This is a genomic window from Streptomyces sp. NPDC093089, assembly GCF_044754405.1.
GTDB lineage: Bacteria > Actinomycetota > Actinomycetes > Streptomycetales > Streptomycetaceae > Streptomyces.
Map to the genome: position 1 here is coordinate 94,440 of NZ_JBIVPA010000007.1, position 19,064 is coordinate 113,503.

At 72.5% G+C, this 19,064-nt stretch carries 16 protein-coding genes; 1 reads left to right on the forward strand and 15 read right to left on the reverse strand.

Features of this window, described 5'->3' with window-relative positions; genetic code table 11:
* Positions 1-20: 20 nt before the first annotated feature.
* The 3 genes from rpe to fmt form a co-directional block, all read right to left on the reverse strand.
* Complete coding sequence (rpe, locus tag ACIQFX_RS17635; RefSeq protein WP_041128223.1) at positions 21-704, reverse strand: ribulose-phosphate 3-epimerase; 684 nt, start codon at positions 702-704, stop codon at positions 21-23.
* A 118-nt stretch (positions 705-822) separates the two neighbouring features.
* The gene (locus tag ACIQFX_RS17640; protein WP_402464008.1) at positions 823-2,235 is read right to left on the reverse strand and encodes an RsmB/NOP family class I SAM-dependent RNA methyltransferase; all 1,413 of its coding nucleotides are present in this window, start codon (positions 2,233-2,235) and stop codon (positions 823-825) included.
* A 72-nt stretch (positions 2,236-2,307) separates the two neighbouring features.
* Positions 2,308-3,240 carry a methionyl-tRNA formyltransferase gene (gene fmt / locus ACIQFX_RS17645; protein ID WP_402464010.1) on the reverse strand — a complete coding sequence of 311 codons (933 nt, stop codon included), beginning with the start codon at positions 3,238-3,240 and terminating at the stop codon, positions 2,308-2,310.
* 227 nt (positions 3,241-3,467) lie between these two features.
* Between fmt and ACIQFX_RS17650 the strand changes: the two genes are divergently transcribed.
* The gene (locus ACIQFX_RS17650; protein WP_402464012.1) at positions 3,468-3,986 is read left to right on the forward strand and encodes a hypothetical protein; all 519 of its coding nucleotides are present in this window, start codon (positions 3,468-3,470) and stop codon (positions 3,984-3,986) included.
* 76 nt (positions 3,987-4,062) lie between these two features.
* On the opposite strand, the gene ACIQFX_RS17655 is transcribed toward ACIQFX_RS17650, so the two are convergent.
* The 12 genes from ACIQFX_RS17655 to ACIQFX_RS17710 all read right to left on the reverse strand — a co-directional run bounded on the left by ACIQFX_RS17655 (position 4,063) and on the right by ACIQFX_RS17710 (position 19,063).
* Positions 4,063-6,192 (reverse strand): primosomal protein N', encoded by a 2,130-nt coding sequence (locus ACIQFX_RS17655; protein WP_402464014.1) that lies wholly within the window; start codon positions 6,190-6,192, stop codon positions 4,063-4,065.
* A gap of 93 nt (positions 6,193-6,285) precedes the next feature.
* Positions 6,286-7,494, reverse strand: a complete 1,209-nt coding sequence (metK, locus tag ACIQFX_RS17660) for a methionine adenosyltransferase (RefSeq protein WP_402464016.1) — start codon at positions 7,492-7,494, stop codon at positions 6,286-6,288.
* A 260-nt stretch (positions 7,495-7,754) separates the two neighbouring features.
* Entirely contained in the window at positions 7,755-9,020 is a 1,266-nt protein-coding gene (coaBC, locus tag ACIQFX_RS17665; RefSeq protein ID WP_402464019.1) for a bifunctional phosphopantothenoylcysteine decarboxylase/phosphopantothenate--cysteine ligase CoaBC, read from the reverse strand.
* A 67-nt stretch (positions 9,021-9,087) separates the two neighbouring features.
* Entirely contained in the window at positions 9,088-9,360 is a 273-nt protein-coding gene (gene rpoZ / locus ACIQFX_RS17670; RefSeq protein WP_017242218.1) for a DNA-directed RNA polymerase subunit omega, read from the reverse strand.
* A 63-nt stretch (positions 9,361-9,423) separates the two neighbouring features.
* Positions 9,424-10,011 (reverse strand): guanylate kinase, encoded by a 588-nt coding sequence (gene gmk / locus ACIQFX_RS17675; protein WP_402464021.1) that lies wholly within the window; start codon positions 10,009-10,011, stop codon positions 9,424-9,426.
* A 49-nt stretch (positions 10,012-10,060) separates the two neighbouring features.
* On the reverse strand, positions 10,061-10,384 hold the full coding sequence (locus ACIQFX_RS17680) for an integration host factor (RefSeq protein WP_362572758.1): 324 nt from the start codon (positions 10,382-10,384) through the stop codon (positions 10,061-10,063).
* A gap of 352 nt (positions 10,385-10,736) precedes the next feature.
* On the reverse strand, positions 10,737-11,573 hold the full coding sequence (gene pyrF, locus ACIQFX_RS17685; RefSeq protein ID WP_402464024.1) for an orotidine-5'-phosphate decarboxylase: 837 nt from the start codon (positions 11,571-11,573) through the stop codon (positions 10,737-10,739).
* Positions 11,570-12,679: a quinone-dependent dihydroorotate dehydrogenase gene (locus ACIQFX_RS17690; RefSeq protein WP_402464621.1), complete on the reverse strand. Its 1,110-nt coding sequence runs from the start codon at positions 12,677-12,679 to the stop codon at positions 11,570-11,572. The genes pyrF and ACIQFX_RS17690 overlap by 4 nt, the downstream gene beginning before the upstream one ends.
* A 76-nt stretch (positions 12,680-12,755) precedes the next feature.
* Entirely contained in the window at positions 12,756-16,064 is a 3,309-nt protein-coding gene (carB, locus tag ACIQFX_RS17695) for a carbamoyl-phosphate synthase large subunit (protein WP_402464026.1), read from the reverse strand.
* The gene (gene carA, locus ACIQFX_RS17700; RefSeq protein ID WP_402464028.1) at positions 16,057-17,205 is read right to left on the reverse strand and encodes a glutamine-hydrolyzing carbamoyl-phosphate synthase small subunit; all 1,149 of its coding nucleotides are present in this window, start codon (positions 17,203-17,205) and stop codon (positions 16,057-16,059) included. The genes carB and carA overlap by 8 nt, the downstream gene beginning before the upstream one ends.
* Positions 17,202-17,780 carry a hypothetical protein gene (locus ACIQFX_RS17705; protein WP_402464030.1) on the reverse strand — a complete coding sequence of 193 codons (579 nt, stop codon included), beginning with the start codon at positions 17,778-17,780 and terminating at the stop codon, positions 17,202-17,204. Before ACIQFX_RS17705 ends, carA begins: the two co-directional genes overlap by 4 nt.
* On the reverse strand, positions 17,777-19,063 hold the full coding sequence (locus ACIQFX_RS17710) for a dihydroorotase (protein ID WP_402464033.1): 1,287 nt from the start codon (positions 19,061-19,063) through the stop codon (positions 17,777-17,779). Before ACIQFX_RS17710 ends, ACIQFX_RS17705 begins: the two co-directional genes overlap by 4 nt.
* Between the last annotated feature and the right edge of the window lies 1 nt (position 19,064).

Here is a 19,064-nt window from a genome sequence, read left to right on the forward strand (position 1 = left end):
CGCGTTCATCCGCCGGAGGCTCAGTGGCCACACGCCCACGCGGCGGAGGCCGTGGCGGCCTCGGCGCGGGCCCGCAGCGAGGCGACGGCGGCGGCCGGGTCGGCGGCGCCGTACACCGCGGAGCCCGCGACGAAGACGTCGGCGCCGGCCTCGGCGCACCGCTCGATGGTGGACTCGGCGACGCCGCCGTCGACCTGGAGCCAGAGCTCCAAGCCGTGCTTGGAGATCAGCTCACGGGTGCGGCGGATCTTGGGCAGCATGATGTCGAGGAACGCCTGGCCGCCGAAGCCGGGCTCGACGGTCATGATCAGCAGCATGTCGAGCTCGGGGAGCAGGTCCTCGTACGGCTCGATGGGCGTGGCCGGCTTGAGCGCCATGGAGGCGCGGGCGCCCTTGGCCCGGATCTCCCGCGCGAGCCGTACCGGCGCGGCGGCCGCCTCGACGTGGAAGGTGACCGAGCCGGCGCCCGCCTCCACGTACTGCGGGGCCCAGCGGTCCGGGTCCTCGATCATCAGGTGGCAGTCGAGCGGGGTGTCGGTCGCGCGGGCCAGGGACTCGACGATCGGCACCCCCAGCGTCAGGTTGGGCACGAAGTGGTTGTCCATCACGTCGACGTGCAGCCAGTCGGCACCGCCGACGGCCTTCGCCTCATCGGCGAGCCGGGCGAAGTCCGCGGACAGGATGCTGGGGTTGATCTGCGCCATGTGCCAAGCCTCCCACGTTCTTGGGTACTTCTTTGCCGCTGAGCGGTTTCGAATCCGGTCCAGACCAATTTCGGTACGAACCGACGAGTCTGGACCGGGACGGACCGGGAGATTGCGGTCAGGCGGTGCGGCGCAGCAGCGCCAGGTACATCGCGTCCGTACCGTGCAGATGCGGCCACAGCTGGACGTCCGGGCCGTCGCCGAGCGCAGGGACGCCGGGCAGCAGCGGGCGGGCGTCGATCAGCTCGGCGCCGCCGATCTTCTTCAGGACGTCGTCGACGACCACCCGGGTCTCCGCCAGGTGCGGCGAGCAGGTCGCGTACCCCACCACGCCGCCGACACGGACGGCGCTCAGCGCCTCGGTGAGCAGCGCGCGCTGGAGCGGCGCGAAGCCGTCCAGGTCCTCGGGGCGGCGCCGCCAGCGGGCCTCCGGGCGGCGGCGCAGCGCGCCGAGGCCCGAGCAGGGCACGTCCATCAGGACCCGGTCGAAGGAGCCGGGGCGCCACGGCGGGCGGGTGCCGTCGGCGGCGATCACCTGGTACGGGCCGGGGTTGCCGGCGAGCGCGCGCTCGACGAGGCGGGCGCGGTGCGGCTGCTTCTCCGAGGCGAGCAGGGCGGCGCCCCGCTCGGAGGCCAGCGCGGCCAGCAGGGCGGCCTTGCCGCCCGGGCCCGCGCAGCCGTCGAGCCAGCGGGTGTCGGAGCCCTCGACCGGCGCGTTGGCCAGGGCGACGGCGACGAGCTGGCTGCCCTCGTCCTGGACGCCGGCCCGGCCCTCCTTCACCGCCTCGATGGCACCGGGCTCGCCGCCCTCGACCATCCGCAGGGCGTACGGGGACCAGCGGCCCGGCAGCGTCTCGGTGGCCGCCGAGAGCTCCTCGGTGGTGACGCGGCCGGGCCGGGCGACGAGGGTGACCTCGGGGCGCTCGTTGTCGGCCTCCAGGAGGTCCTCGATGCCGGCGCGCCCGCCGCCGAGGGAGTCCCAGAGCGCCGAGACGACCCAGCGGGGGTGCGAGTGGACGACGGCGAGGTGGTCCTCGGGGTCCTCGTCGTACGGCGGCGCGACCTGCGCGACCCAGGCGTCGAGGTCCTGCTGGGAGATCTTCCGCAGGACGGCGTTCACGAACTTGGCCCGGCCGTCGCCGAGCACCACACGGGCCAGCTCGACGCTGGCGGAGACCGCCGCGTGGGTGGGGATCCGCGTCCCGAGCAGCTGGTGCGCGCCGAGCGCCAGGACGTCGAGGACGGGCGGGTCGACCTCGCGCAGCGGCCGGTCGATGCAGGCGGAGATGATCGCGTCGTACGTGCCCTGGCGCCGCAGCGTCCCGTACACGAGCTCGGTCGCGAGCGCCGCGTCCCGACCGTCGAAGTCGCCCTTCTCGCGGGCCTTCCGCAGCAGCGGCGGCAGCACCAGGTTCGCGTACGCGTCGCGCTCGTCCACCGCCCTCAGCGCCTCGAAGGCCAGCATCCGGACCGGGTCCTTCTGGGGCCTCCGGTAGGGCTTGTGGGGACGGCGACGTGCCTGCTCGCTCAAAGGTGCTCCGCGTGACGAAATGAAGAGGGTCGAACGCTCCCAGCCTACGTCGCCCGCGGAGCCGCCCGTGCCCTACGCCCCGAGGCCCTCTCCAGGGGCGATCCGCACCCCGCGGGCCCAGTCCGCGGCCTTCATCGGCTTCTTGCCCTGGGGCTGGACCCAGAGCAGTTCGACCGCGTGGGAACCGGTGCCGGCGTAGACGTTGTTCTTGCCGACCGAGAGCTCCCCGGGGGCGAGGTCGGTGCGGTCGGGAAGGGGGGTGACCTGGACGAGCTTGAGGCGCTCGCCGCGGAAGAGGGTCCAGGCGCCGGGCGCGGGGGTGCAGCCGCGGACCACGCGGTCCACCCGCAGGGCGGGGACGGCGAAGTCGACGTGGGCGTCCTCGACCTGGATCTTGGGGGCCAGGGTGATGCCCTCGACCGGCTGCGGGACGGCGTGGAGGCTGCCGTCCTCGATGCCGTCCATGGTCGCCGCGAGCAGTCCGGCGCCCGCGAAGGCGAGCCGGGTCAGCAGGTCGCCGCTGGTGTCGGTGGGGCGGATGTCCTCGGTGACGACGCCGTAGACCGGCCCCGAGTCGAGGCCCTCCTCGATGAGGAAGGTGGACGCGCCGGTCACCTGGTCTCCGGACATCAGGGAGTGCTGCACGGGGGCCGCGCCGCGCCACGCGGGCAGCAGCGAGAAGTGCAGGTTGACCCAGCCGCGGGCGGGGATGTCGAGGGCGACCTTGGGCAGCAGCGCGCCGTAGGCGACGACCGGGCAGCAGTCCGGCGCGATCTCCCGCAGCCGGGCGAGGAACTCCTCGTCGCGCGGCCTGGCCGGCTTGAGGACCTCGATCCCGGCCTCCTCCGCCCGCTGGGCCACCGGGCTGGCCACGAGCCGCCGGCCGCGTCCCGCCGGGGCGTCCGGCCGGGTGACCACGGCCGCCACCTCGTGCCGGCCGGAGGCGAGCAGGGCGTCCAGGGCGGGTACGGCGACCTCGGGGGTGCCTGCGAAGACGAGCTTCATGGGTGGCGACTGCCTGTCTCTCCGGGGGCTTTGCGGGCAGCGCACCAGTCTAGATGCCCGCGGTGAAGGGGGCGTACGTGAGGACGAGCGCCCTGCGCATATGCGCGTACGCCCCCGCAGCGTGACCCAACTCCCGGTGGCGCGTTGGTCAAGAGAGATTGACCGAATCGGGTCGCCGTTCCCCCCTGCGACCCGCCCCCTTAAACGCCGGTTCGAGAGGCTTTCACATGGCCGACCACGCAACCCACGACGCCCAAGCCCGGGCGAGTCTGCACCTGTTGGTGCGGGACATCGAGCGGGTCCGGCGGCAGGTGGACGCACTGCGCACGCTCACGGCCCAGCTGGGCAATGTCTACCGCCCTCGCCGCTCCGGCCCGTCGACGGGCTTCGTCGTCTACGGGCGCGCGCCCGCCCCGACCGTCCGACTCGCGCAGGAGCTGCGGGACAGCGTCGAGACCCTGGTGACCGCCGCGGTCGACTTCGACCGCTCGCTCGGCTTCTCGTGGGACGCGGTCGGTTCCGCGCTCGGAGTCACCAAGCAGGCCGTCCACCGCCGTTACGGTGCCCGGCGCGCGCCCCAGCAGGGCATCGCCGTGGAGCAGGAGCACACGGTGGAGCCGGGCGTGACCCGCACGCTCCCCTCGGTCCCCGCCGCCCGCTCGATGCCCCCGCAGCCCACCTCGGGCAGCGCCGCCCTCCGCGAGGACCCCCGCCCGTCGGCCTTCCCCGGCCCGCGCGGCGGCTGACCCCGCACGGCCCCGGTGGCCGCCCGTCCCCCGCGCGGGGGCGGGCGGTCGTCGTGTCCCCCGCGGGAGCCGGCGCTCAGCCGATGTCCGGCGGGTCGACCCGGATCCGTACGGGCTCCCCGCCGCCGCGCGCCGTCCGGGCGGCCCGCGCCTGCTTGAGGGCGGCCGCCAGGGCCGCGCCGCTCCCCGGCGGGACCCGGACCAGGGCCCGGTCCCACTGCTCGCCCGGCGGCGGGTCGCCGGGTCTGCGGGGGCCGCCGGGACGGACGACGGGCAGCGGCACCGGGCCGAGGATCTCGGCGTCCGCGGGCAGCCCGGCCGCCGCGAGGAACCCTTCGACGGCCTCCGGCGGGCCCGACACCGCGGCCATCCGGGAGACCGGCGGGAAGCCGAGTTCGGCCCGCTCGGCCAGCTCGCGCTGGGCGTGCCCGACCGGGTCCCAGCGGACCAGCGCCTGCACCGGCCGGAGCGTCGGCTCGGCGACCACCACGACCGTGCCGCCCTCGGCCTGGCCCCGCACCAGCGAGGCGGCGTCGATCCAGCGGCGCAGTGCCTCCTCGCCGGCCCGCAGGTCGGGGCGCCCGAGCATGGCCCAGCCGTCGAGGAGCAGCGCCGCCGCGTAGCCTCCGTCGGCGACGGGTTCGGCACCGGGGGTGGAGACGACGAGCGCCGGGCGGCCGGGCACGCTGTCCAGGACGTGGTCGCGTCCCGAGGTCCGCACCGGAACCGCCGGGAACGCCCGGCCCAGTTCCTCAGCCGTCCGGCGCGCGCCCACGACCCGGGCCCGCAGCCGGTTCGACCCGCACGCCACGCAGTGCCAGTCGGGCGCGCCCCGCCCGCACCAGCCGCACCGCAGTTCCTGCTGGTCGGGCGCTTCCAGGGGGCCTGCGCAGTGGCGGCAGCGGGCGGGCGTCCGGCACCGCTCGCAGGCCAGCTTGGGCACGTATCCCCGCCGGGGCACCTGGACGAGCACCGGACCGGTCTTGAGCCCCTCCCGCACGGTCTGCCAGGCGAGCGAGGGCAGCCGGGCCGCGCGGGCGGCCTCGTCGCGGGCGAGCTCCCCGTCGCCGACCGTCCGGATCAGCGGGGCGGCCCTGCGCACCTGCTCGCGTCCGGCGGTCAGCGCCTTGGCCCAGCCGGACTCGACGAGCTGGGCGGCCTCGACGGTGCAGCTCGTGCCGCCGAGGAGGAAGGCGCACCGGTCGAGGCCGGCGCGCAGGATCAGCACCTCGCGCGCGTGGGGCTGCGGGGCGTGCGGCTCGCTGTGGCTGCCGTCGCCGTCGTCCCAGACGACCACGAGCCCGAGGTCGCGTACGGGGGCGAACATGGCGGCCCGGGTGCCGACGACCGCCCGCACCGCGCCGCGCCGCACGGCCAGCCACTGCGCGTATCGCCTCTCCGGCCCGGCCTCGGCGGTCAGCAGCGCGTGCCGCCCCTCCCCCAGGACCTCGGTCAGCGCCGCGTCGACCCGGCCGGCCGCCCGCCCGTCGGGGACGACGACGAGCGCGCCCCGGCCCGAGGCGAGGGTCGCGCCGACGGCCCGGGCGATCTCCTCGGCCCAGTACGGCCCCGGGAGCGCGTTCCACACGGCCCGGGGCGCCCCGCCGCGGGCCAGGGCGTCCAGGAACGCCGTCCCCCGCTCGTACCGCGTCCAGCTGCCCGGCTCCGGCGCGCGCGGCGGCGGCAGCGGCTCCGGCGAGGGGCGGCCCTCGGCGCGGGCGCTGCGCGGCGGCACGGCGAGCTGGAGGACGTCCGCGAGGCTGCCCGCGTACCGGTCGGCCACGGCGCGGGCGAGTCCGAGCAGCTCGGGTCCGAGGACCGGCTCGGGCGAGACGACGTCGGCGAGCGCGGCCAGCGGTCCGGAGTAGTCCGAGGCGGCCCGGCGCTCGACGAGGAAGCCGTCGATCAGCCGACCGCCCTCCCGCCGCCCGTTCTTGACCTGGTGGGCACCGGCGCCGAACCGCACGCGCACCCGTACTCCGGGCCGCGCTGCCTCGTCGAGCTCCTCGGGCACCGCGTAGTCGAAGAACTGGTCGAGGTGGAGCGCCCCCTTGTTCACCACGACCCTGGCGACCGGCAGCTCCTTCGCCAGCGCGGCCCCCCGCCAGGTCCGCGGCTTGGCCCGCGGCACCTTCGCCGTCCGGACGGTCTCCCGAATGAGCGCGAGCTGCTCGGGTTCGTCGGACTTCTCGTTCTCGCTGCTCACAGCCCCATACCTACCAGACCCCACCGACAGCGGGAGAAGGCCGAAGCCCGGCACCCCTCCAGGGGGTACCGGGCTTCGGGCGCGTCCGGGCGATTACAGACCGGCGGCCGTCCTCAGGGCGTCCACGCGGTCCGTGCGCTCCCAGGTGAAGTCCGGCAGCTCGCGGCCGAAGTGGCCGTAGGCGGCGGTCTGGGAGTAGATCGGGCGGAGCAGGTCGAGGTCGCGGATGATCGCGGCCGGGCGGAGGTCGAAGACCTCGGCGATGGCGTTCTCGATCTTCTCGTTCTCGACGGTGTTGGTGCCGAAGGTCTCGACGAAGAGGCCGACGGGCTCGGCCTTGCCGATCGCGTAGGCGACCTGGACCTCGCAGCGCGAGGCGAGGCCCGCGGCGACGACGTTCTTGGCGACCCAGCGCATGGCGTAGGCGGCCGAGCGGTCGACCTTGGACGGGTCCTTGCCGGAGAAGGCGCCGCCGCCGTGGCGGGCCATGCCGCCGTAGGTGTCGATGATGATCTTGCGGCCGGTGAGGCCGGCGTCGCCCATCGGGCCGCCGATCTCGAAGCGGCCGGTCGGGTTCACCAGGAGGCGGTAGCCGTCGGTGTCGAGCTTGATGCCGTCCTCGACGAGCTGCTTGAGCACGTACTCGACGACGAACTCGCGGATGTCGGGCGCGAGCAGCGACTCCAGGTCGATGTCGGAGGCGTGCTGCGAGGAGACGACGACCGTGTCGAGGCGGACGGCCTTGTCGCCGTCGTACTCGATGGTGACCTGGGTCTTGCCGTCGGGGCGCAGGTACGGGATGGTCCCGTTCTTGCGGACCTCGGTCAGGCGGCGGGACAGGCGGTGCGCGATGTGGATCGGCAGCGGCATCAGCTCGGGGGTCTCGTCCGAGGCGTAGCCGAACATCAGGCCCTGGTCGCCGGCGCCCTGCTTGTCGAGCTCGTCCTCGTCGCCCTCGACCCGCTTCTCGTACGCGGTGTCGACACCCTGGGCGATGTCCGGGGACTGGGATCCGATGGACACCGACACGCCGCAGGAGGCGCCGTCGAAGCCCTTCTTGGAGGAGTCGTAACCGATCTCCAGGATCTTGTTCCGGACGAGGGTCGGGATGTCCGCCCACGCCTTGGTGGTCACCTCACCGGCGACGTGCACGAGGCCGGTGGTGATCAGCGTCTCGACGGCGACGCGAGAGGTGGGGTCCTCCCGCAGCAGTGCGTCGAGGATGGTGTCGCTGATCTGGTCAGCGATCTTGTCGGGGTGCCCCTCGGTGACGGACTCCGAGGTGAACAGACGACGGGACACAACGCTCCCTGGGGTTGCAGCGGCTGCTGGCTACTCGTGACGCGGACCGGCAGGGGGCTGCGCCCCGCGACGTTCCACGAACAGTCTATCGGTCGTGGTCGGGGTGTGGACCAGGTGTCTCGACAGACGAATGCCCAGGAGGCGCGGAACCCCCCTCCGACAAGGCAGAGATCACCCTTTCGGTGGGACGCACATCACTCGCGGACCGGCGTTTCCCGCCTCCGATGCGTCACCTCCCGCCCCGGGGCGGGAGGGGCCCGTCAGGTCGCGGGCCGCAGCCGCGGCAGGACGAGGTCCCACACCGTCTCGGCGAGCGCTTCCTTCGGTCCGTACGGTACGGGTGTCTCGGCGCCGTCCGAGGCGAGGACGACGGCCTCGTTCTCCTCGGAGCCGAACGTCTTGCGCTCCCCCACCTCGTTGACGACGAGCAGGTCGCAGCCCTTGCGGCGGAGCTTCTCCCGCCCGTTGGCGAGGACGTCGTCGGTCTCGGCGGCGAAGCCGACGACCACCTGGCCGGGCAGGGCGCGGTCGGCGGACAGCTCGGCCAGGATGTCGGGGTTGCGGACGAGCTCGACGGTGGGAGCTCCGTCGTCGCCCTTCTTCTTGATCTTCCCGGTGGCGTAGACGGCCGGGCGGAAGTCGGCGACGGCCGCGGCCATCACCACGGCGTCCGCGTCCGCGGCGGCCTTGAGCACGGCCTCGCGGAGCTGGACGGCGGTGCCGACGTGGACCACGTCCACGCCGGCCGGGTCGGGGATGCCGGTGTTGGCCTCGACCAGGGTCACCCGGGCGCCGCGGGCCGCCGCGGCCCTGGCGAGCGCGTAGCCCTGCTTGCCGGAGGAGCGGTTGCCCAGGTAGCGCACGGGGTCGAGGGGCTCGCGGGTGCCGCCCGCGCTGACCACGACGTGGCGGCCGGCGAGGTCGGGGCCGGTGACGCCGCGCGCGAGGATCCGCCGGCAGACCTCGAAGATCTCCCCGGGGTCGGGCAGCCGGCCCTTGCCCGTGTCGACGCCGGTGAGGCGGCCGACGGCGGGCTCGACGACGACGGCGCCGCGGCGGCGGAGGGTGGCCACGTTCTCCTGCGTGGCCGGGTGCTCCCACATCTCGGTGTGCATCGCGGGGGCGAACACGACCGGACAGCGCGCGGTGAGCAGGGTGTTCGTGAGGAGGTCGTCGGCGAGGCCGTGGGCGGCCTTGGCGAGCATGTCGGCGGTGGCGGGGGCCACGACGACGAGGTCGGCGCCCTGGCCGATCCGCACGTGCGGCACCTCGTGGACGGACTCCCACACCTCGGTCGAGACCGGGTTGCCGGAGAGCGCCGACCAGGTGGCCGCCCCGACGAAGTTCAGGGCCGAGTCGGTGGGCACCACGCGGACGTCGTGGCCCGACTCGGTGAACCGGCGCAGCAGCTCGCACGCCTTGTAGGCGGCGATGCCGCCGCTGACCCCCAGAACGACCTTCGGTTCGGCCACGACGTTCCACCACTCCCCGCACTCGGACGCGCACTCGGATGCGTACGACTCCATGAGACACCACAGGCCCGGCGGATGTTCCGCCGGGCCTGTGGTGACAACCGTTACAAGCGATACGTGCTTACTGAGCCGGGCCCTCGATGGCCTCGGACGTCAGCAGACCCGCGTTGATCTCCCGCAGGGCGATCGAGAGCGGCTTCTCGTGGACGTGGGTGTCGACGAGCGGACCCACGTACTCCAGCAGGCCCTCGCCGAGCTGGGAGTAGTACGCGTTGATCTGACGCGCGCGCTTGGCCGCGTAGATCACGAGGCTGTACTTCGAGTCCGTGGCCTCGAGCAGCTCGTCGATCGGCGGGTTGATGATGCCCTCGGGCGCAGTCATGGAAGAGGACACGCTCTACCTTCCGAAGATGGAGAAAAAAATCAGACATGCTGTGAAGTTCGGGAGCCCACGGCGTCAGCCGTTGTTGTCCAGGTCCCCAGATGACAGCAGCATCAACGTTAGCAGCTCGCGTGCGACGTCCTCGACGGAGGTGTTGACGAGCGTGGTGTCGAACTCCGCCTCGGCGGCCAGCTCGACCTTCGCGGCCTCCAGGCGGCGGGCGATCACCTCGGGCGACTCGGTGCCCCGGCCGGTGAGCCGGCGGACCAGCTCCTCCCAGCTCGGCGGAGCCAGGAAGACCAGCTGGGACTCCGGCATGGAGTCCTTGACCTGACGGGCGCCCTGGAGGTCGATCTCCAGGAGGACGGGCTCCCCGGAGTCCAGGCGCTCGAGGACGGCGCCCCGGGGGGTGCCGTAGCGGTTGCCCGCGAACTCGGCCCATTCGAGGAGCTCACCGTTGGCGATCAGCTTGTCGAACTCGTCGTCCGTCACGAAGAAGTAGTGGACGCCGTGCTTCTCGCCGGGGCGGGGCTTCCGTGTCGTCGCCGACACTGAGAGCCAGACCTCGGGGTGGACCTTGCGCATATGAGCGACGACCGTGCTCTTGCCGACCCCTGAGGGGCCGGAGAGCACGGTCAGCCGCGGACGTACCTCTGCTGCCATGCAGCGATTATTCCAGCTTTACCGGTGTGCCCGGGACGCGCGTCCCGGATCAGGCGCCGGTGCTGCCGAACTCACGCTCCAGGGAGGCGATCTGGTTCGAGCCGAGACCGCGGACGCGGCGGCTCTCGGAGATGCCGAGGCGCTCCATGATCTGCTTGGCGCGGACCTTGCCCACGCCCGGCAGGGACTCGAGGAGCGCGGAGACCTTCATCTTGCCGATGACGTCGTTCTCCTGGCCGGTCTTGATGACCTCCTGCAGGGAGGCGCCGGAGTGCTTGAGTCGATTCTTGATCTCGGCCCGCTCCCGGCGAGCCGCGGCGGCCTTCTCGAGCGCGGCTGCGCGCTGTTCAGGGGTAAGGGGCGGAAGAGCCACGCCTACGTCACCTCGGATGTCGATCTGTCGGATACGGACCGGTGAGGAACCCAGCGCCCCACACCAGTGGAGCAACGTCCAACGGAGTGTCGCTGAACGCCTGCTCTGCCCCGGAGACTAGCGGCCGAGGCCGCTCCCGTCAGCGAGAACAGCGGAAAAGTCCTGGTCAGCATCGACCGACCAGGACTTTTCCGGCATAACGACCCGGTTTTGAGCCAAGTTTTCGTCAAGTAGTGAGACGGCCCGGCGGGACGGGGAGTCCCACCGGGCCGAAAAGGCTCCCACCTGCGACTTGGTCCGGCACCCCGGATCGGATCGCCCGGGAGCCCGGCGAGGATCGCCGGCGGACCCGCTACGCGCCGACGGCCGCCCGGACCTCGTCCGCGTACCGGTGAGCCGAGTCCCGCAGGGCGGCCGCGTCCGGTCCGTGCCTCAGGACTCCGCGGCTGACGTTCGGGACCACGTTGCGGACCGCCGCGCCGAAGACGGCGGGGAGGTCGGCCGGGGTCGCGCCCTGGGCGCCGATGCCGGGGGCGAGCAGCGGCCCGTTGATGTCGAGGTCGAACGAGGACAGGTCGCCGAGGGTGGCGCCGACGACCGCGCCGAAGGAGCCCATGGGCGTCTCCCCCGCGTTCTCCGCCGCCAGGTGGCCCAGCATCGTCGCACCGATGGTCCGGCCGTCCTCGCGGACCGCCCGCTGGACCTCGGCGCCCTCCGGGTTGGAGGTGAGGGCCAGCACGAAGAGGCCGGCGCCGGACTCGCGGGCCAGGTCGACGGCCGGCTTCAGGGAGCCGTAGCCGAGGTACGGGGAGACCGTGAGCGCGTCGGAGAAGAGCGGGGAGTCCTTGCGCAGGAAGGCCTCGGCGTAGGCGGCCATGGTGGAGCCGATGTCGCCGCGCTTGGCGTCCATGACGACCAGGCCGCCCGCGGCGCGCAGGTCGGCGACGGCGCGCTCCAGGACCGCGACGCCGCGCGAGCCGAAGCGCTCGAAGAAGGCGGACTGCGGCTTGAAGACCGCCACGGTGTCCGCGAGCGCCTCGACGACCGTGAAGGTGAAGCGCTCCAGACCGGCGATGTCGTCGGTCAGGCCCCAGGAGTCGAGCAGGGCGGCGTGCGGGTCGATGCCGACGCACAGGGGGCCGCGCTCGTCCATGGCGGAGCGCAGGCGGGTACCGAAGGAGAGGGTCACTTGGCGGCCTTTCGGTTGTCGGCGCCGACGGCCTCGGCGAGGGTGGCGTACGGGGAGGCGGCGAGGCGCGCGGCGAGCCCCTTGTGGATCGCGCGGGCGTAGAACGGGCCCTCGTAGATGAAGGCGCTGTAGCCCTGGATCAGCGTGGCGCCGGCCAGGATCCGCTGCCAGGCGTCCTCGGCGTTCTCGATGCCGCCGACGCCCACCAGGACCAGGCGGTCGCCCACGCGCGCGTGGAGGCGGCGCAGGACGGCCAGGGAACGCTCCTTGACGGGCGCCCCGGACAGGCCGCCGGTCTCCTCGACCAGCGCGGGGTCGGACTTCAGGCCCAGGCCCTCGCGCGCGATGGTGGTGTTGGTGGCGATGATGCCGTCGAGGCCGAGCTCCAGGGCGAGGTCGGCGACCGCGTCGACGTCCTCGTCGGCCAGGTCGGGGGCGATCTTGACCAGCAGCGGGACCCGGCGGCCGGTGACCGAGCGGTCGGCGGCCTCGCGTACGGCCGTGAGCAGCGGGCGCAGGGACTCGGTGGCCTGGAGGTTGCGCAGGCCCGGGGTGTTCGGCGAGGAGACGTTCACGACGAGGTAGTCGGCGTGGGCGGCGAGGCGCTCGGTGGACTTCACGTAGTCGGCGGCGGCCTCCGCCTCCGGCACGACCTTGGTCTTGCCGATGTTGACGCCGACGACCGTCCTGAAGACCGGCACGCGCGCGTGGAGGCGCTCGGCGACGGCGGCGGAGCCCTCGTTGTTGAAGCCCATGCGGTTGATCAGGGCGCGGTCCGGGACCAGCCGGAAGAGGCGCTTCTTCGGGTTGCCGGGCTGGGCCTCGCCGGTGACGGTGCCGATCTCGATGTGGTCGAAGCCGAGCATCGACATGCCGTCGATGGCCACGGCGTTCTTGTCGAAGCCTGCGGCGAGGCCGAAGGGGCCGTGCATCCGCAGGCCGAGGGCCTCGGTGCGCAGCTCCTCGTACCGGGGCGCGAGGACGGCGGCGACGAAGGTCCGCAGCACCGGGACGCGGGCGGCGAGCCGGATCCAGCGGAAGGCCAGGTAGTGGGCCTCCTCGGGGTCCATGCGCTTGAAGACGAGGTTGAAGAAGAACTTGTACATGTGCTCCGGTCCGGGTCTGCTCATGACGAGGGGGACACCGCAGATCCTGCCGGTGTCCCCCTCCTCTGACGGGCTGCTAGTCGCGTGCCGCGATCAGGTGCTCCGCGTGCTCCTGGAGCGAGCGGACGCCGACGTCGCCGCGGTTGAGCGCGTCGATGCCCTGGACGGCGGCGGCGAGCGCCTGGACCGTGGTGAGGCACGGGACGCTGCGGGCCACCGCGGCCGTACGGATCTCGTAGCCGTCGAGGCGGCCGCCGGTGCCGTACGGGGTGTTGACGATCAGGTCGACCTGGCCGTCGTGGATGAGCTGGACGATCGTCTTCTCGCCGTTCGGGCCCTCGCCCTCGCTGAGCTTGCGCACGACCGTCGCGTTGATGCCGTTGCGCTTGAGGACCTCGGCGGTGCCGGAGGTGGCGAGCAGCTCGAAGCCGTGGGCGACGAGCTCGCGGGCCGGGAAGATCATCGAGCGCTTGTCGCGGTTGGCGACGGAGATGAACGCGCGGCCCTTGGTGGGCAGCGGGCCGTAGGCGCCGGCCTGCGACTTGGCGTACGCCGTGCCGAAGACCGCGTCGATGCCCATGACCTCGCCGGTGGAGCGCATCTCCGGGCCGAGGACGGTGTCGACGCCGCGCCCGTGGATGTCGCGGAAGCGGCTCCACGGCATCACGGCCTCCTTGACGGAGATCGGCGCGTCGATCGGCAGGGTGCCGCCGTCGCCGGTCTTCGGCAGCAGGCCCTCGGCGCGCAGCTCGGCGATGGTGGCGCCCAGCGAGATGCGGGCGGCGGCCTTCGCGAGCGGCACGGCGGTCGCCTTCGAGGTGAAGGGGACGGTCCGGGAGGCGCGCGGGTTGGCCTCCAGGACGTAGAGGATGTCGCCGGCCATGGCGAACTGGATGTTGATCAGGCCGCGGACGCCGACGCCCTTGGCGATGGCCTCGGTGGAGGCGCGCAGCCGCTTGATGTCGAAGCCGCCGAGGGTGATCGGGGGCAGGGCGCAGGCCGAGTCGCCGGAGTGGATGCCGGCCTCCTCGATGTGCTCCATGACGCCGCCGAGGTAGAGCTCCTGGCCGTCGTAGAGCGCGTCCACGTCGATCTCGATGGCGTCGTCGAGGAAGCGGTCGACCAGGACCGGCCGGGTGGGGCTGATCTCGGTGGACTCGGCGATGTACGACTCGAGGCGGGTCTCGTCGTACACGATCTCCATGCCGCGGCCGCCGAGCACGTACGACGGGCGCACGAGGACGGGGTAGCCGATCTCGTCGGCGATGGCCTTCGCCTCGGAGAACGTGGTCGCGGTGCCGTGCTTCGGGGCCGGGAGGCCGGCCTCGGCGAGGACGCGGCCGAAGGCGCCGCGGTCCTCGGCGGCGTGGATGGCCTCCGGGGAGGTGCCGACGACCGGCACGCCGTTGTCCTTGAGCGCCTGGGACAGACCCAGCGGGGTCTGGCCGCCGAGCTGGACGACGACACCGGCGACGGGGCCGGCGAGGGTCTCGGCGTGGACGATCTCCAGCACGTCCTCGAGCGTCAGCGGCTCGAAGTACAGGCGGTCGGAGGTGTCGTAGTCCGTCGAGACGGTCTCCGGGTTGCAGTTGACCATCACGGTCTCGTAGCCGGCGTCGCTCAGCGCGAAGGAGGCGTGGACGCAGGAGTAGTCGAACTCGATGCCCTGGCCGATGCGGTTCGGGCCGGAGCCCAGGATGATCACGGCGGGCTTGGTGCGCGGCGCGACCTCGCTCTCCTCGTCGTACGAGGAGTAGAAGTACGGGGTCTTGGCAGCGAACTCGGCGGCGCAGGTGTCGACCGTCTTGTAGACCGGGCGGACGCCGAGGGCGTGCCGGACCTCGCGGACGACGTCCTCGCGCAGGCCGCGGATGTCGGCGATCTGGGCGTCGGAGAAGCCGTGGCGCTTGGCCTCGGCGAGGAGCTCGGGCTCCAGCTTCTCGGCGGCGGCCAGCTCGTCGGCGATCTCCTTGATCAGGAAGAGCTGGTCGACGAACCACGGGTCGATCTTCGTGGCGTCGAAGACCTCCTGCGGGGTGGCGCCGGCGCGGATGGCCTGCATGACGGTGTTGATGCGGCCGTCGGTCGGGCGGACCGACTCGCGCAGCAGCTCGGCCTTGTCGCCGGGCTCGCCGACGAAGGTGAACTGCGAGCCCTTCTTCTCCAGGGAGCGCAGGGCCTTCTGGAGGGCCTCGGTGAAGTTGCGGCCGATGGCCATGGCCTCGCCGACCGACTTCATGGTCGTGGTGAGGGTGGAGTCGGCCTGCGGGAACTTCTCGAAGGCGAAGCGCGGGGCCTTGACGACGACGTAGTCGAGCGTGGGCTCGAAGGACGCCGGGGTCTTCTCCGTGATGTCGTTCGGGATCTCGTCCAGCGTGTAGCCGACGGCGAGACGGGCCGCGATCTTGGCGATCGGGAAGCCGGTCGCCTTGGAGGCGAGCGCGGAGGAGCGGGAGACGCGCGGGTTCATCTCGATGACGATGATCCGGCCGTCGACCGGGTCGATCGCGAACTGGATGTTGCAGCCGCCGGTGTCGACGCCGACCTCGCGGATGATCGCGATGCCGATGTCGCGGAGCCGCTGGTACTCGCGGTCGGTGAGGGTCATCGCCGGGGCGACGGTGATCGAGTCACCGGTGTGGACGCCCATCGGGTCGAAGTTCTCGATGGAGCAGACGACCACGACGTTGTCGGCCTTGTCGCGCATCAGCTCCAGCTCGTACTCCTTCCAGCCGAGGATGGACTCCTCCAGGAGCACCTCGGTGGTCGGGGAGAGCGTGAGGCCCTGGCCGGCGATGCGGCGCAGCTCGTCCTCGTCGTGGGCGAAGCCGGAGCCGGCGCCGCCCATGGTGAAGGAGGGGCGGACGACGACGGGGTAGCCGCCGAGCGTCTCGACGCCCTTGAGGACGTCGTCCATGGAGTGGCAGATGACCGAGCGGGCGGACTCGCCGTAGCCGATCTTGGCCTTGACGGCCTCGACGACGCCCTTGAAGAGGTCGCGGTCCTCGCCCTTGTTGATGGCCTCGACGTTGGCGCCGATGAGCTCGACGCCGTACTTCTCCAGGACGCCCTGCTCGTGCATGGAGATCGCGGTGTTGAGCGCGGTCTGGCCGCCGAGGGTGGGCAGGAGGGCGTCGGGGCGCTCCTTGGCGATGATCTTCTCGACGAACTCGGGGGTGATCGGCTCGACGTAGGTGGCGTCGGCGATCTCCGGGTCGGTCATGATCGTGGCCGGGTTGGAGTTGACCAGGATGACCCGCAGGCCCTCGGCCTTGAGGATGCGGCAGGCCTGGGTGCCGGAGTAGTCGAACTCGGCGGCCTGGCCGATGACGATCGGGCCGGAGCCGATGACCAGGACGGACTGGATATCGGTGCGCTTAGGCACGCTCGGCCTCCATGAGGGATACGAAGCGGTCGAAGAGGTACGCGGCGTCGTGCGGGCCCGCGGCCGCCTCGGGGTGGTACTGGACGGAGAAGGCCGGCTGGTCGAGCAGCTGGAGGCCTTCCACCACGTCGTCGTTCAGGCACACGTGGGAGACCTCGGCGCGCCCGAAGGGGGTGTCGGAGATCCGGTCGAGGGGCGCGTCGACGGCGAAGCCGTGGTTGTGCGCGGTGACCTCGACCTTGCCGGTGGTGCGGTCCTGGACCGGCTGGTTGATGCCGCGGTGGCCGTACTTCAGCTTGTAGGTGCCGAAGCCGAGGGCGCGACCGAGGATCTGGTTGCCGAAGCAGATGCCGAAGAGAGGGGTCCTCCGCTCCAGGACGGCGCGCATGACGGCGACGGGACCGTCGGCCGTGGCCGGGTCGCCGGGGCCGTTGGAGAAGAAGACGCCGTCCGGGTTCACCGCGTAGATGTCCTCGGCGGTGGCGGTGGCGGGCAGCACGTGGACCTCGATGCCGCGCTCGGCCATCCGGTGCGGGGTCATGCCCTTGATGCCGAGGTCGACGGCGGCGACGGTGAACTTCTTCGTGCCGATCGCGGGGACGACGTACGTCTCCTTGGTGGCGACCTCGGCGGAGAGGTTCGCGCCCTTCATCTGGGGCTGCTCCTGCACCTTGGCGAGGAGGGCCTCGTCGCGGACGCCGGTCCAGGCGTCGCCGGAGAAGATGCCGACGCGCATGGCGCCGCGCTCGCGCAGGTGGCGGGTGAGGGCGCGGGTGTCGATGCCGGAGATGCCGACGACGCCCTGGCGCTCCAGCTCCTCGTCCAGCGAGCGCTGGGCGCGCCAGTTGGAGGAGACGCGGGCGGGGTCGCGGACGACGTAGCCGGAGACCCAGATGCGGCCGGACTCGGGGTCCTCGTCGTTGACGCCGGTGTTGCCGACGTGCGGGGCGGTCATGACCACGACCTGGCGGTGGTACGACGGGTCGGTGAGGGTCTCCTGGTAGCCGGTCATGCCGGTGGAGAACACGGCCTCGCCGAAGGTCTCCCCCACGGCCCCGTAGGCGCGGCCGCGGAAGATGCGGCCGTCCTCCAGGACGAGTACGGCGGGAGTCTTGGCGGCTCCCCTGGTGGAGGTCGTCATCGTGCGATGCCTTCCGTCGTGATGGTGTGGTTCATGGAGTTGACGGCTTCGACCCAGGCGGTGTGCTCGGCCGCCCGGTCGGAGCGGAAGCCGGAGTCGAGCAGTTTGTCGCCGTGCGCCCAGGTGACGATCAGCAGGCCGCCCTCGGCGAGGACCTTGCCGGCGATGCCCTTGTCGAGGCGTGCCTCGCGCAGGGCGTCGGCCGGGACGAAGAAGTCGTTCGCCCCGGGGCGTACGACCTCGATCCCGGCGTCGGTGAGCGTGAGCTCGACCCGGCTGCGGGTGCCGAGGCCGTGGGCGACGATCCGGTCGAGCCACTGCCCGGCGGTGGTGGACCCGTGGTAGCGCCCGCTGAGGGTCAGTCTCGCCGCACCGGGCTCCTGCGGCGCGGTGGGCAGCTCGGGAAGGTCCGACTGGAGGCTGCCGCGCCACTTCCATCCCTGGCGCATCAGCCAGTAGACGAAGGCGACGAAGAGCAGCAGGCCGACGACCCAGCCGATCCTGCCGGCCCAGTCGGTCACCTCCGCCGACTTCTGGTCTGCCGCCTGTGCGGCGATTGCGATGAGTGGTGTCACGCCAGCTTCCCGTCCACGACCGTTGCCCGGCCCCGCAGGAAGGTGTGGGTGACGCGTCCCGGCAGCTCACGACCCTCGTAGGGGGTGTTGCGGCTGCGGGAGGCGAAGTCCGCGGGGTCCACGACACCACGGTATGCCGGATCGACCAGCGTCAGGTTCGCGGGCTCACCAGCCGAGACGGGTCGTCCGTGGCCGGAGGCCCGTCCGATGCGGGCGGGTGCGAAGGACATGCGGTCGGCGACGCCGGCCCAGTCGAGGAGGCCGGTCTCGACCATCGTCTGCTGGACGACGGAGAGCGCGGTCTCCAGGCCGACCATGCCCATGGCGGCCGCGGCCCACTCGCAGTCCTTGTCCTCGTGCGGGTGCGGGGCGTGGTCGGTGGCGACGATGTCGATCGTGCCGTCGGCCAGCGCCTCGCGCAGGGCGAGGACGTCCTTCTCGGTGCGCAGCGGCGGGTTGACCTTGTAGACCGGGTTGTACGAGCGGACCAGCTCGTCCGTGAGGAGGAGGTGGTGCGGGGTGACCTCGGCGGTGACGTCGATGCCGCGGGACTTGGCCCAGCGGACGATCTCGACGGAGCCGGCGGTGGAGAGGTGGCAGATGTGGACGCGGGAGCCGACGTGCTCGGCGAGGAGGACGTCGCGGGCGATGATCGACTCCTCGGCGACGGCGGGCCAGCCGCCGAGTCCGAGTTCGGCGGAGACGACGCCCTCGTTCATCTGGGCGCCCTCGGTGAGGCGGGGCTCCTGGGCGTGCTGGGCGACGACGCCGTCGAAGGCCTTCACGTACTCCAGGGCGCGGCGCATGATCACGGCGTCGTCGACGCACTTGCCGTCGTCGGAGAAGACGGTGACGCCGGCGGCGGAGTCGTGCATGGCGCCGAGCTCGGCGAGCTTCTTGCCTTCGAGGCCGACGGTGACGGCGCCGATGGGCTGCACGTCGCAGTAGCCGGACTCCTTGCCGAGCCGGTAGACCTGCTCGACGACACCGGCGGTGTCGGCGACCGGGTGGGTGTTGGCCATGGCGAAGACGGCGGTGTAGCCGCCGGAGGCGGCGGCGCGGGTGCCGGTGAGGACGGTCTCGGAGTCCTCGCGGCCGGGCTCGCGCAGGTGGGTGTGGAGGTCGACCAGGCCGGGCAGCAGGATCTGGCCGTCGGCCTCGATCACGGTCGCGCCCTCGGCGGAGGGGCCGGTGCCGACCTCGGCGATGGTCTCGCCGTCGACGAGGACGTCCTGGATGTCGCCGCCGAGGACCTTCGCACCGCGGATAAGGATCTTGCTCATG